This window comes from Burkholderia contaminans, assembly GCF_029633825.1.
Classification (GTDB): Bacteria; Pseudomonadota; Gammaproteobacteria; order Burkholderiales; family Burkholderiaceae; genus Burkholderia; species Burkholderia contaminans.
Map to the genome: position 1 here is coordinate 1,867,307 of NZ_CP090640.1, position 14,693 is coordinate 1,881,999.

Sequence of the window (14,693 nt, forward strand, 5' to 3'; positions counted from 1 at the left end):
AGGATGGTTCAAAAGGGTGAGCTAGACGATCTGCGCGCTAGCGGCAAATTTGATGCGGAATGGTATTTGAGTGAATATCCCGACGTGGCGCAACTCGGGATGGATCCAGCTGAGCATTATTTGTGGCTGGGTAGGATGTTGGGAAGATCGCCGGCGCGAGTCCAGCAAAACCATTTCACTGAATTGACAGAAGGACGCGAATCGCATGGTTTTCGTTCCAATGCCACTTTCGTCGACTTTGAACGAGCGGATTTCGCTCGTCGCTTGCACTCTGTCGATCCAGCGCCGGTCTTCAAATATCGCCCCAAAATTTCTGTATTGGTGCCAGCTTACAAAAGTCCGATTATATACTTGGACATGGCAGTGAAATCGGTTATCGAACAATCATACGATAATTGGGAATTAATTGTCGTTGATGATGGGTCCGGTGATGCGCGGCTGGCGTCGTATTTAAAAGCCTTGCCTACACGAGATAACCGCATCAAGATTCAGATTAACGAGCAGAATGGCGGAATTTCTGTTGCGACTAACTGCTGCCTTTCTCTGGCTAGTGGTGAGTTTATTGCGCTATTCGACCATGACGATATTCTGACGCTGGATGCTTTGAGCAAAGTTGTGGAGGTTCTGAATCGTCGCCCTGACCTCGATCTTATTTACACCGATGAGTGTCGAGTGAATGAGCAAGATACTCCTATAGACATGTTTCGGAAGCCTGATTGGAGCAGCGCTATGCTGCTTAATTATATGTATACCGGGCATTTTTCCGTATATCGTCGCCACATTGTTGAGCGGGCTGGTGGGTTTCGTTCTGAATTCGATTTTTCTCAGGATTATGATTTGGCTTTGCGTGTCACGGAGTTGACGCAGAGGATTTATCATATTCCCGAATTGCTATACGGCTGGCGTGCTATCGCGGGATCTGGTGCGGCAGGCGGGAAGGATTACGCGCGTGATTCGAATATTGCGGCGCTCGGTGACGCAATGAGACGGCGGAATATTCTGGGCCGCGCCGTTCCATTGTCGACGGCAAACCGAGTGGACAGAACTGGAGAAATGCCCTGTCCGTCCGTCTCGATTATTATTCCATCGGATAATGTGCGTCATATTTCCGAGGCTGTGAAGTCGATTATCGACGGAACTCAATATTCGAATTTCGAGATTGTTGTCGTAACTAACTCTCGTTTGATTTGCGAGTTGCGTGACATCGCATCGGATAAGGTTCGCTTTGCAGCATTCGATGCTGCATTCAATTTTTCCGCCAAGTGCAACGTTGGAGCAGATGCTGCGTCAGGTGACTTTTACTGCTTCTTCAACGATGATGTGCGACCAATTACGCGCGATTGGATCGAAACGCTTCTTGAGTACGGCTTGATGAGCGATGTCGGCGCGGTCGGCGCAAAGTTGCTTTATGAAGATGGCAAAATTCAGCACGCGGGCATGGTTACTGGGGTACGTAACCTGGTAGGCACCGCGTTCCACAGCTTACCTGCCGATACGAGCTTCCATTTCAACATGGCTCAGTGCGTACGGGATGTGAGTCTTTTATGCGGCGCGCTAATTCTTATGCCACGCGGGGTGTTTCACGCCATTGGTGGATGGGATGAAGTTGATTTCGCGATTGCGCATTCGGATGTTGATCTGTGCCTGAAAGTGCGTGCAGCAGGATTACGCTGTGTGTATACCCCCTACGCGTGTCTTCATCACATCGGTCATGTCTCAATTGGGCATGAGGAGAAGCAGGAGAAGAAACGGCGCGTGGATAAAGCCGATATTGCGCTTCTCCGAAAATGGCCGGAGGAAATTGCGAACGATCCCTTTTTCCCGATGCCGATGCGGAGACAGGTGTATCACGATAGTCAGGAATATTACGCGATTTATCCCGGTGCCACGCATCCGCTGCGTGGGGGTAAAGATATCTTGCTGATTAGCCACGAACTCAGTCGATCCGGAGCACCGATGGTCTTGGTGCAGATGGCTGCCATTCTGCGAAAGGCGGGGCATTTCGTGGTTGTAATTGCGCCGGAGGATGGGCCGGCAAGGCACGATCTTGTCCGAATGGGAGTGACAGTGATCGTTGATGAACTGGTCCTGAATCGCCAGGATACGTTCAAGCGGTTTGCTCGCAATTTTGACATCGTGCTGGGTAATACGATTGTGGCATGGCCTGCACTGGACTTGCTCTCTGGTGAGGTGGAAACCATCGCCTATATCCACGAAGGAGAATTTATGCGTGGATTGATTGATGGTACTCCGCAAATTGCCGATGTCTTAAATCGCACCAGCAAGATATTCGCGGTTAGTGACGTTCCGGGGAGAATTCTTGAAGACAAAGGCGTGTCTTTCGAGTTGATGCCATATGGATTTGATATCGTCGATTCGAATGACAGAATTGTTTCTTCAAGGTCGGAGCGTAACGAGGGTGTTCGGATTGTGGTTATGGGCTCTTACGAGCCTCGAAAAGCGCAGGACCTGGCTATTATCGCAGTTCAGCGGCTTGAGGAAATGATTGATGTTCCGGTGGAGCTACGTTGCTTCGGCCGCACCCTCGATAAGAACTTTCGTGCGGAAATTGAAACGAGAATTCGGCCAGGCGATTCCGTGATGTTGGGGGGCGGGCTCGATCATGCCAGCGCGATTCAGGAAATTGCGGAGGCAGACATTCTTCTTGTTTCGTCGCGTGATGATCCGTTGCCCATTGTTGCAACGGAAGCCATGGCGCTTGGAAAAATTGTTGTTACTCCTGCTCATGTAGGCACGACGGGGCATATCGTTCATGGGGAGAGTGGCTTTGTAGCGCGTTCAAGTGCACCTGAAGATTTAGCTGAAACATTGGCCGAGGCGATTGGTCAGCGGCCGGTATGGGCGGATATTGCTGACACCGCACAGGCGCACTTTCGAGATACCTTTACTTTGGACGCGTTTGCACGGAGATTGCTCTCGGCAATGAATCTTTGAGAAATTCTGAGCATCGAGCGCTAATCAAGCTGCATCCGATGCTCTGCGGTTTCGGTACTTCGATAGCGCTCCATTGCTAGATGGGTGACAGAGTCGAGAGCGCGATCGAGGTACTTCTAGGGACGCGAGGGGGATTAATTGCATTAACTCAATACTGCTGGGAATTCTTGATGTCTGTCAGTCTGAAGTTAGTGTGTATGCTTTGTATTTTCGTGGCTGCGTTGTGATGAATTTGGCGGCTTTTACTTGATGGCTCAGTGTGCTGCAAAGCGGCTATATATTCTGTGATGACTAGTGTGAATTCAAAATTCGGATGTGGGGGGCTTATGCATGATGCGGCATATCGGATCGGTGGTTTGGTCATAGGTGCATACTTGCCTGTGTCTCCTGCCAAGATACTTGAGGTTGGTTCGAAAAGTATCAGCAGAAATTTGAAGGATCATTCGCCTCGCAATTCAGAATACACACGACTGAATGTGGAGGGGGATCGGGCTGACGTTGTCGTTGCCAATTTGAAGTTGGACGCAAATTTTGATCTAGTTATCGCGTCATCGATTTTTGGGCATGATAAGTCATTCTGGCGAACTTTCATTGAGATGTGTAAGAAAGTGAAGTCGGGTGGACACATCTATATTAATGTACCTTCTAATGGGGCGGTGCGTCGGTTTCCGAAGGATTACTGGCGATTTTATCCGGACGCGGGGCTCGCATTAGAAGGGTATGCGCGTAGCGAAGGTTTTGATTTATCATTGGTTGAGAGTTTTACCACGGAGCGCGAGGAGGATGATTGGAACGATTTCTGTGCCATCTTTCGTCGAGGGCCGTCCAATGCTGAAATGAATCGCGATTTTGTTCACAACAAGGTGCGATGCACAAATGCGATTAATTGGCGATCGTCGCTGATCGTTAACGCAGTTGATGATAGCGAAGATATGCGTCTCCTGCGTCAGGCGCGCGAAACAGTGTTGCAGGTAACGGCCTTCCAGGGTTCTCTCGAAGCGCAACTCGAAGAAATCGTCGCGCAGAAGGCTGCGAGCGATGAGCGATTGAAGTCTCTTTTGATTGTAAGTGAGGAGCAGGGCAGACGGCTGCAAATACTGTCTGAGGAACTCGATCGGGAGCGAGGAGACGCCGGTGAGCGTCAGCGTTCTCTCGAAGTTCAGCTTGCTGAATTCAGAGAGCAGAATGCGGTAGCTGAAGAGTGCTTGCAAGTACGTTTTCGAGAGATAGCCAATTTGACCAGATTAGTGCAAGAACGCGATCGGAAACTTTCCGATATGGCGACTAAAATGAATCGGAGCGATGGGCAAGAAAGAGAACTGCAAGCATTGACCGCAGAGCTTGAGCGGGAGCGGGCTGAATCCGTGGAGCTCAAGCGTTCGTTTGAGGCTCAGGCTGCCGAATTTGCCGTTCAGAAGGCAGCCGCTGAAGGACGTTTGCAGGAGCGCTTTCGCGAAGTTGCGAAATTGACTCAGCTTATTCAGGAACGCGACCAGCGGCTATTGGATATGCAAGGTCAGATCGAATGGTTGTGCCGGGTCATTTCGGTCCTGACGAAAGGCTTTGCGACCTCAAACAAAGCCCGTTGGCTTGCTTGGATTCCTGCTTATTTTGGGCATAAATGGCAGAAAAAATCTCTGAAAGAGCAAGGGTTGTTTGATCATGAGGATTATGTTTCTACTTATCCAGACGTTTTGAGAGCCAATGTTGATCCGTTGCGGCATTATGTAAATCACGGCATCAAGGAAGGGCGAATTATTAAGAGGGGTGCGTAGCTGTGCGTGTCCATTCAATCTGGTTCGTGTTTTCTGTATTTAAAAATTTTAGGGTGATTGATAATGCTGTTAGTTACGGGTGGGGCGGGGTTCATCGGCGGAAATTTTGTGCTCGACTGGCTTGCTGGATCCAATGAGTCCATCGTTAACCTCGACATATTGACCTATGCGGGTAACCTGGACACCTTGAAGTCACTGGAAAGTGATTCGCGTCATCATTTTGTGCGCGGCGATATCGGCGATCGTCAACTGGTGTCGAAGTTGCTTTCTGAACACCGGCCGCGTGCCGTGATCAATTTCGCGGCTGAGTCGCATGTCGACCGGTCGATCCATGGCCCGGGCGACTTCATTCAGACGAACGTTGTCGGTACATTCAACCTTCTCGAATCGGTACGCGCTTACTGGTCTGGCCTAGTGGAAGAAGAGCGTCGCGCATTTCGCTTCCTGCATGTTTCCACCGACGAGGTGTTCGGCACACTTGGCGAGAACGATCCGCCGTTCACTGAAACGAACGCGTACGAACCGAACAGCCCCTATTCGGCGAGCAAGGCGGCATCGGATCATCTGGTGCGCGCTTGGCACCATACGTATGGGTTGCCCGTTGTGACCACCAATTGCTCGAACAACTATGGTCCGTATCATTTTCCCGAGAAACTGATTCCGCTGATCATCCTGAATGCGCTTGCGGGCAAGCCGCTGCCGATCTATGGAGATGGCCAGCAGATCCGCGACTGGCTCTACGTCAGAGATCACTGCTCGGCAATTCGCGCCGTTCTGGCCGACGGTGCGCTCGGCGAGACTTACAACGTCGGTGGCTGGAACGAGAAGCCGAACATCGAAGTCGTGTATGCGATCTGTGCGATCCTCGATGAGTTGCAGCCGCGTGGCGATGGCCAGTCGTATGCGACTCAGATCAGCTATGTGCAGGACCGGCCAGGGCACGATCGTCGTTACGCAATCGATGCACGCAAACTCGAACGCGAACTAGGCTGGAAACCCGCTGAAACCTTTGAAACCGGTATCCGCAAGACTGTTGAGTGGTACCTGAAGAATCAGGGTTGGGTAAAGAACGTCACAAGCGGCCAATATCGTACGTGGATCGACCGCCACTACGGAGAACGATGATGTCGCGCATCTTGATTACGGGCTCAAACGGACAGGTCGGCTTCGAATTGCGACGGGCGCTTGCGCCGCTTGGAGAGGTGGTTGCGTTGACTCGTCGCGACGTGGACCTTGGCGATCCCGAGAGTGTTGTTGCAGCGCTGGATCACTATCAGCCCGATCTGATCGTCAATCCTGCCGCCTACACGGCAGTGGATAAGGCCGAAAGCGAGCCGGAGTTGGCCCGAGCAGTTAACGCAGGAGCGCCCGATGCGATGGCCCGATGGGGCGCAGTGCGAAACGTGCCGCTCGTTCACTATTCAACCGATTATGTATTCGAAGGAACCGGTACGACGCCGTATCGCGAAGATGCGCCGGTTAATCCGCAATCAATCTACGGGGCTACCAAGTGCGAAGGCGAAGATGCGGTTCGGCTGGCCTGCGCGCAGCACCTGATTCTTCGCACGAGCTGGGTCGTTGGCGCACATGGCGGCAACTTTCTTAAGACTATCCTGCGCCTTGCCCGGGAGCGGGAACAGCTTCGCATCGTAGCCGATCAGACCGGTGCGCCAACTTCGGCTGCGCTAATCGCCGATGTGACCGCGCACCTGGTTGCCGGTTACCTTGCAGACCGCGAACACTTCGCATTCGGCACATACCATCTCACGGCATCCGGAGAGACGAATTGGTGCGAATATGCACGCCACGTCGTGGCGCTTGCGGAAGCGCGGGGCCTTGATCTAAAGTTGCGCTCGACCGATATCGAGCCAATCGCGACACATGAGTATCCACTTCCCGCAAAGCGGCCCATGAATTCTCGTCTCGATTGCAGCAAATTAATGTCGACGTTCGGGATATCGCTTCCCGATTGGCGAGATGGCGTTGATTACGTATTCGATCAACTGCACGACTGACACGGAAGAAAAACAACATGAAGCGCAAGGGCATTATTCTCGCGGGAGGGTCGGGTACTCGTCTCTATCCGGCCACGCAGGCAGTCAGTAAGCAACTGCTGCCGATCTATGACAAGCCGATGATCTATTATCCGTTGAGCACGCTGATGCTGGCGGGGATTCAGGATATTCTGATCATTTCGACGCCACAGGATACACCACGCTTCGAACAGCTGCTGGGCGACGGGTCGCAGTGGGGGATTCGCCTGCAGTACAAAGTGCAACCCTGTCCGGACGGACTTGCACAGGCATTCCTGTTGGGTGAGTCCTTCATCAACGGTGACCATTCGGCTCTGATTCTTGGCGATAACATTTTTTATGGCCATGACCTTGGTGGCTTGTTGAAGGGGGCGACCGACAAGACCTCAGGTGCTCAGGTCTTCGCTTATCATGTTCAGGATCCGGAACGGTATGGCGTTGTCGAGTTCGACGCGACGGGCAAGGCGGTCAGCATCGAAGAAAAGCCAAAAGTCCCTAAGTCGCATTACGCGGTGACTGGACTCTATTTCTACGATGAGCAGGTGGTCGATCTTGCAAAATCGTTGAAACCGTCTCCACGAGGCGAACTGGAGATCACCGATCTCAACGCCCTGTATCTCAAGGATGGTTTGCTGAACGTGCAGACCATGGGGCGCGGGTTTGCATGGCTGGATACTGGCACGCACGATTCGATGCTCGAGGCCTCGCACTTCATTGCAACGATGGAGCATCGGCAAGGTTTGAAGATCGCGTGCATCGAAGAGATTGCATATCGATTCGGTTATATCGACGACGAGCAACTTGAACGGCTCGCGCAACCACTCAGCAAAAACGGCTATGGCCGTTACCTGCAGAACATCCTGAAAGAAGGAAAAGTCCGGTGAACGTAATAGCGACTGCCATTCCAGACGTAAAAATTTTCGAACCGAAAGTCTTCGGTGATGCGCGTGGCTTCTTCTTCGAAAGCTTCAACCATCGCGTGTTCGAAGAAGCGGTGGGGCATTCCGTCGAGTTTGTGCAGGACAATCATTCGAAATCAGCGAAGAACGTTGTACGAGGCCTGCACTATCAAATCAATCACGCGCAGGGGAAGTTGGTTCGAGTAGTGGCAGGGGAAGTGTTCGATGTCGCAGTCGATATTCGTCGCGATTCGCCGACGTTCGGTCGATGGGTCGGTGTCGTGCTGTCTGCCGAGAACAAGCGGCAGCTGTGGATTCCGGAAGGTTTTGCGCACGGTTTTGTTGTCGTTTCCGATACAGCAGAGTTTTTGTACAAGACCACCGATTACTGGTATCCGGAAGCCGAACGAGCGATCCGTTGGGACGATCCGACGCTCGCGATCGAATGGCGCATCTCCGGCGAGGCGCTAGTGTCCGGCAAGGATGGCGCGGCACCCGCTTTCAAGGATGCTGAGTATTTTTGAATCGCATCCCGCGCCAGTCTATGTTTGACATCAATGCCCTGCGCCTAACGTGGGGAATGCCGTTCTTGGCTGATCTGCCGGATACCGAAACGCATGTGTCCGCAGATCGGCCGAGATTCAGGGCTTATTTGGTCAATGTCCAATTGCTGCCGGGTTGGTACATGATCGAACTTCGTGTGAATGGTCAGGCGGCAATGGTACGTGCCCGCTTGAGGCTGCATGCCAGGTCTTCGTTCACAACGCTTGCGATGGAGCTCAGCTCGCAGCAATTGAGCAAGCGACTCATAAGACTCCCGGAGCGCGGAAGGATCGAAATTGAGATTGATCTTGACGATCGGTCTGTCGATCGAGTTGAGATGTTCCGCCTAATCAGGGTCACGAAGCGGTTTGCACGTTCGCGAATCATGGCCAAGCTCGAATCATTGCATCCGAAGTACAAGCCATGTGGAGAAGATTACGACTTGGCTGATATTTTCCACAGTTGCGCTGACATGGAACAAGCATGGCGCGATTACTGCTGTCTGTTTGATGAATCGGAACTAGTTGGATACCCAGACTGGGTTCGACACTTCGATACGCCGAGCTCTGACACGTATCGTGTCATGAAGGACAATCTGCGTCACTTCGCGACTTGTCCAGTCTTCGCGATTGGCATGGAAGTGTCCGACGTACCATCGCCGCATTTGGAGGCGGCAATTCGCTCGGTCTCAGCTCAGATTTACCCGCACTGGAAACTTCTGGTTGTTGATCGACGCTCTAGCTCCGACAGCTCTGAACTGATTCCGCGCGACCTTCGTGCTGATTCTCGTATCCGCGTAATTTCCGGTCAGTCTTCGACGGAGACACATTCAACGCTTGATCGAAAACTCGCCGAAAGTGGCAGTTGGGTCGTGTTCCTGGGACAGCGCGACGTACTTCCGCAGCACGGCCTGTATGTCGTAGCTGACTCGATTAACCGACGCCCCGATGTCGACTTGATCTATTCGGATGAAGATTGCATTGACGTCGACGGAATTCGACATAGCCCCCGTTTCAAAAGCGACTGGAACGAGGATCTAATGCTCTCCTTGGATCTGTTTACCGGTCTAGGTGCTTACCGTGCGGAAGTTTTTGCGTCGTCTGGCGGTCGGAATCAGCACCACGGGGCAGCGTCGAATTATGACATGACACTTCGCTGTCTCTCGCATACGAGCCGGGACAGGATCCTGCACATTCCGCGTGTGCTTTATCACACCCGGGCGCAATCGGATTCAATTCAAGATCCGGTTGTCAGGCGCAATGCGCGCGATGCAAGCCGGATGGCAGTCGTACGTCACCTGTCGCGTGCCGGCGTTCAGGCAACGGTTTCGTCGACAGATTACGGCAGACGCATACAGTATCTGTTGCCGGAGAAGGTGCCACTCGTCACGCTCGTCATTCCTACTCGCAACGGGCTCGAGTTACTTAGTCGCTGTGTCGATTCGATTATCGAAAAAACTCGCTATCGCGCCTTCGAAATCATCATTGTCGACAATGGCTCCGACGACCCGGAAACGCTCGACTATATGGAGAGACTTTCGATCGACCACGGTGTAAGTATCCTCAGGGACGATCGGCCGTTCAATTACTCCGCTCTCAACAATCGCGCGATAGATATTGCGCGGGGAGAGTTCGTCGCTCTGGTCAATAATGACGTGGAGGTCATCGACGGCGACTGGCTCGACGAAGTGATGGGACACGCGCTGCGTCCGGAGGTAGGCGTAGTCGGCGTCAAGCTTCTCTATTCGAACGGAACCGTTCAGCATGCGGGGGTCATAGTCGGGCTCAGCGGCTGTGCTGATCACCTGCATCGCGGGTTGGGGCGAGATGAGCCGGGATATCAAGCGCGCGCGGTAACGACGCAGTCACTGTCCGCGGTAACCGGTGCATGCCTCGTCGTCCGGCGATCGCTGTATCTGCAACTGGGTGGATTGAACGAACACGATCTCGCAGTTGCATTCAACGACGTCGATTTTTGCCTCCGCGTTCGACAAGCGGGCTATAAGGTGCTCTGGACGCCGCATGCCGTGCTGTATCACCACGAGTCCGCAACACGAGGCAGGGACGACACCGTGGAGAAGATCGCTCGGGCTAATCGAGAGATCGATTACATGCGCCAACACTGGCCGGAGCTGATCGCGAATGACCCCGCCTATAACCCGAACCTGTCCCTCGACCAATTCGACTGTCAGTTGGCGTGGCCGCCGCGGGTGGCGTCGCTCAGGCGCCTCGCGCTCGATGCGCCTGGAGCGACCGCGACTTGAGTATAGATTCAGGGCAAGAGACTTGTTTATGCTTGCCCGGAGCGGATCCAAATGTTCTTTGACCACTCGCCCAAGTCGGGCGTGGGGAACAATTGCATGACAGTGTGTGTACTCTAGCGAGCGGTGGCCCCGGGTGCACCGTGGTCTCGCCTGTTGGGCGGCGGCTCCTACGTCTCTGCCGGCTCCTGCTTGCGCGGGGCGCCATGCACCGCACTAAAAATCCTCTGCGGGCGAAGCGTGCTTCTTGTGCGGGCTTGTTATGCGGTCGACCCAGATTCATCTACTTTTGGTCAACATGAAAGAGTTCTTCCCGTCGATAGTTCGTCGAACCGTTCGATTCAAGGTCAATCCGGTCAGGGATCTGGCTTTGTCAGGGGCGACGTCCTTCGACTGGGCGTCTACGGGAGATCATCCTCTCTTTGACCTCGAGCCGGAGGAGACGGGCGAAACTGTTCCATCAGGCTGGGTCTATGTCGAGGCCAGGATGATGCGCCGGGGAGCGCATCTGGTGGCTCGACTCTACATTGATACCGGCACGGGTTTTTCGGATGCGGAATCCATTGTCATTCCGGCAACTCGCGCGGGAAACATTAAACAAATCATCAAGATTCCACGCGACACCCGTCGTTTGCGTCTGGCTCCCATGCGGAGCGAGGGCATTGTTCGGTTGGATTTTTTGCGAATAACAGAAATATCTGGCGTGGAACGGATTTTCAGAATGATGGAGTGGGTGGCTGGCGATATAATAAAATTCAAAAATACCGGCCGGGCAAGAAAATATAATATTACATGGGGGCGTTTATTGACTGATTTGAAGGGTGCGTATGAGGATTGCGCCAAATTGCGATTCCATTCGGTGCCTTTGGATTACGACTCGTACGTAAGAAAATTCGATACTCTCCGTCAATCCGAAATTGATTCGATTCGACGGCATATGAGATCGTTTGCAAGGCGGCCACTGATTTCCATTCTGATTCCGGTGTGTGGAGAGTCCATTGGTCACCTGAAATCAGCCATTCAATCTGTTTTCGAGCAGATTTATGCGGAATGGGAATTGTGTATCGCTGTTGATGAGGATGTTGATTCGGAAACTGCTTCATATCTGAAGTCTCTTTCCGAGGGTGATGGTCGCGTAAAGGTTGTTTTTCTGAGTGCGGGTGGGTCCGTGTCAACCTCATCGAATGGCGCCTTGGCGGCAGCAGCAGGGGAATATGTTGCAATTCTGGATCAAAAAGACGTTCTTTCATCTGCTGCGTTATACTTTGTTGTCGCGAAAATCAACGAAATTGATGATCTGAATATCATATATTCAGATGCCGATGAAATTGATGGCGACGGAGTCCGTGGTAATGTTTGTTTCAAAAGTTCGTGGAATCCGGACCTGTTTTTTTCCTCCGACAATATTTCTCGCTCGGCTACTTACAGAACATCGCTCGTGCGCGAGTTGGGAGGGTTCCGCGCCGAGTATGAGGGAGGGCAGGGCTATGATCTTGCGCTCAGGTGCGTGAAAAGAAGCGTGTCATCTCAGATTTGTCATATTCCGCGTGTGCTCTGTCATTTTCGTCGGCGTGGCGAGCCTGGCTCAGTCGATCCAAGTGTGGAAAATAATGCCTGTATGGCGAGAGGGCGAGCGCTTTCCGAGTTTTTCAGTGATCAACCAGGGGTGAGCGTTTCCCAAGGAGAGTTACCTGGAACCTATCGGGTGAGATATCCAATTCCAACACCCGCTCCCAAGGTCACTGTGATCATACCGACTCGAGATGGTGGTCCATTGTTGAAAAAATGCATGCATAGTATTTTCGACGGGACGGTTTATGATAATTTTGAAGTTGTCGTTGTAGACAATCAAAGCGAGAGTCGGGAAACGATCGATTTTCTGCGGTCGTTGTCGAAGAGAAGTAATGTCACGGTGTTAAGGTATGATTTCCCATTCAACTACTCTTCGATAAATAATTTTGCGGAAAAACATGCTTCTGGCGAAATATTGTGCTTTCTTAATGACGACGTTGAGGCAATCGAGCCGGGGTGGCTAAGCGAGATGGTCTCGCATGCTTTGCGCCCAGATATCGGCGCCGTGGGAGCAAAGCTCCTTTATGGCGATGGATTCATTCAGCATGCGGGTGTCGTGATGGGTATCGGTGGGTTTGCGAGTCACGCTCATCGACTATATCCTGCGACGCATCCAGGATATGCTGGAAGAGCTTGCCTTGTGCAAAATTTTTCGGCGGTCACGGGGGCCTGCCTTGTCATGCGCCGAGATGTATTCCGTGCTGTCGGTGGTTTTGATGAGGACAACCTTCCGGTTGCATTTAACGATGTGGATTTGTGCCTTCGTGTCCGAGAGGCAGGCTACAGAGTTTTGTGGACTCCGTACGCAGTCTTGCATCATTACGAGTCCTATAGTAGAGGGGATGATCAAATGTCTCCCGAAAAACGCGCCAGGTTCAATCGAGAGAAGAATTTCATGCTTTCCCGGTGGAAGACCGACCTGTTGAATGATCCGTATTACAATCAAAATCTGACGCTCGATCGGGAGGATTTTACTATTGCTGATTTTCCGAGATTATATGAGCCTTGGCGGGCTCGAGTGGTTTGAATGCCTCGAGCTCGGCTGCCTCAAGTCTTACTAGGCTGAGTGTCATGCGATTGTTTTGGATTGGGGTGCTCCATCGCTTCTCTATAGTGACTCGGAGTGGCTTGAATAAAGTAGCGTCGAAGGAATATTCATGGATGTAAAGAAGCGTCTGCTGCCCGGCATTCCGTTGATCGAGTCACCACTTTTCGATGCTGAGATTTCCCAGGCGGAGTTGACACCTGGAGAGCACGAGATTGCGAGTGCGCTGAACCGTAACGGCTACGCGGTGATCGATTTTCCCGATCCGGATCTCGACGTGCGGATTGCTCGTATTCGTGAACGCCTGGCCCCGCTGTTTGCTGACACGGGACTAAGCAACGATGGTGTGTTTTATGCTGCTGGTCGCATTCAGGATGCGTGGATAAACGATCCCGATGTGAAGGCGATTGCCGCCAACGTTCAGATGCTGGATTTGCTCGGACGCTTGTATGGTCGGGCGGCTTTCCCGTTCCAAACACTCAATTTCCGGGTCGGTACTCAGCAAAAGCTGCACACCGATGCGGTGCATTTCTCTTCAATCCCTCAGCGCTTCATGTGTGGGGTGTGGGTCGCGCTTGAAGATATCTCGCCGGAGGCTGGGCCGCTTCAACTGGTTCCAGGATCGCATAACTGGCCCATGATCGATAATGCGACGGCTGGCCGACGCGGGTTTGGGGTGTCCAGTGAGTCGGCGCAATTGCCGTATCAGGAAATCTGGGATGCCATGGTGGAAGCAAAGGGCGCCAGCATCAAGACTTTCGAGGCGCGTAAAGGGCAAGCGTTGATCTGGTGTGCCAACCTGTTGCACGGAGGGAGCCCACAGATCGACCCTGCGATGTCACGCTGGTCGCAGGTGACGCACTATTTCTTCGACGATTGTGTTTACTACACGCCGGCGTTCTCCGACGAATATTTGGGCCGCTTGCAGCTCCGCAATCTGGTCAGCGTAGTCGACGGCACACGAAAGCGTAATTCCTATCTGGGTGAGGAAATTGTGTCGCCGGCTTCAGGCGCACATAAATCTCGAATCCTCACGGGAAGGTTGCGCAAGTGGATGCGTCGCTCCTGAGCCCGCTTATATGTTCGCCTGGTTGGAAGTGGGGTCGCAACTATCGAGAGGCTTCAGGTTTGACAGGGAAGCTACGGCGAACGGTGCGGCGTGTGAAGGCATGCTCCGCGAGCGTCAACTGCTGAGCTTATGGCGTGCTGGCATGTGTTTCGGTATGTATGCGCTGCGATGGCGGGGTGCCCCTCGGCGCGCCGTAAGCTGCCGACTCTCAGATTGGATCGATTGAGGCCTGATCAATGCAGTCGTGCTTAGCATGTCGGATTCGCCAGAACGTGAGGGCCGCAGGTGCGCGGCCCCGAAACGGCGAACCGGGTATGTCGTTGCGATTGGCGGATGCCGGCCCGACGTCGAGCGGGCTCAACCGCAAGAATGTGACGCACGTGCGAGATCGTTTTTGACAGGCGAGAGATGTCGTTTTTTTGACGACGGCAGATATTTCTCGTTTGAAATGCAATGAGGTATCCTCCACACCTCCGGTGGTCATTGCCGCCTCATTCAGCCACAGAGTCTGGCGCGAAAGGTTGCGTTTATTACATTTTGCT

The 14,693-nt window shown here is 52.8% G+C and carries 9 protein-coding genes; all 9 read left to right on the plus strand.

Annotated features, from left to right (window positions below; translation table 11 throughout):
* The first annotated feature begins 3 nt into the window (after positions 1 to 3).
* Positions 4 to 2,955, plus strand: a complete 2,952-nt coding sequence (locus LXE91_RS08700; RefSeq protein WP_083264160.1) for a glycosyltransferase — start codon at positions 4 to 6, stop codon at positions 2,953 to 2,955.
* 296 nt (positions 2,956 to 3,251) lie between these two features.
* On the plus strand, positions 3,252 to 4,730 hold the full coding sequence (locus LXE91_RS08705; protein WP_135370762.1) for a class I SAM-dependent methyltransferase: 1,479 nt from the start codon (positions 3,252 to 3,254) through the stop codon (positions 4,728 to 4,730).
* 63 nt (positions 4,731 to 4,793) lie between these two features.
* A complete protein-coding gene (gene rfbB, locus LXE91_RS08710) occupies positions 4,794 to 5,855 on the plus strand; it encodes a dTDP-glucose 4,6-dehydratase (RefSeq protein WP_198113707.1) in 1,062 nt (353 codons plus the stop codon).
* Positions 5,855 to 6,745: a dTDP-4-dehydrorhamnose reductase gene (gene rfbD / locus LXE91_RS08715; RefSeq protein ID WP_046196669.1), complete on the plus strand. Its 891-nt coding sequence runs from the start codon at positions 5,855 to 5,857 to the stop codon at positions 6,743 to 6,745. The genes rfbB and rfbD overlap by 1 nt, the downstream gene beginning before the upstream one ends.
* Positions 6,746 to 6,762: 17 nt before the next feature.
* Complete coding sequence (gene rfbA / locus LXE91_RS08720) at positions 6,763 to 7,647, plus strand: glucose-1-phosphate thymidylyltransferase RfbA (protein WP_039361307.1); 885 nt, start codon at positions 6,763 to 6,765, stop codon at positions 7,645 to 7,647.
* Positions 7,644 to 8,186: a dTDP-4-dehydrorhamnose 3,5-epimerase gene (gene rfbC / locus LXE91_RS08725; protein ID WP_039361306.1), complete on the plus strand. Its 543-nt coding sequence runs from the start codon at positions 7,644 to 7,646 to the stop codon at positions 8,184 to 8,186. The genes rfbA and rfbC overlap by 4 nt, the downstream gene beginning before the upstream one ends.
* Before the next feature lie 20 nt (positions 8,187 to 8,206).
* Entirely contained in the window at positions 8,207 to 10,468 is a 2,262-nt protein-coding gene (locus LXE91_RS08730; protein ID WP_082139509.1) for a glycosyltransferase family 2 protein, read from the plus strand.
* Positions 10,469 to 10,763: 295 nt separating this feature from the next.
* Positions 10,764 to 13,064, plus strand: a complete 2,301-nt coding sequence (locus tag LXE91_RS08735) for a glycosyltransferase family 2 protein (protein WP_082139521.1) — start codon at positions 10,764 to 10,766, stop codon at positions 13,062 to 13,064.
* 130 nt (positions 13,065 to 13,194) lie between these two features.
* The gene (locus tag LXE91_RS08740) at positions 13,195 to 14,151 is read left to right on the plus strand and encodes a phytanoyl-CoA dioxygenase family protein (protein WP_046196655.1); all 957 of its coding nucleotides are present in this window, start codon (positions 13,195 to 13,197) and stop codon (positions 14,149 to 14,151) included.
* Positions 14,152 to 14,693 lie beyond the last annotated feature (542 nt).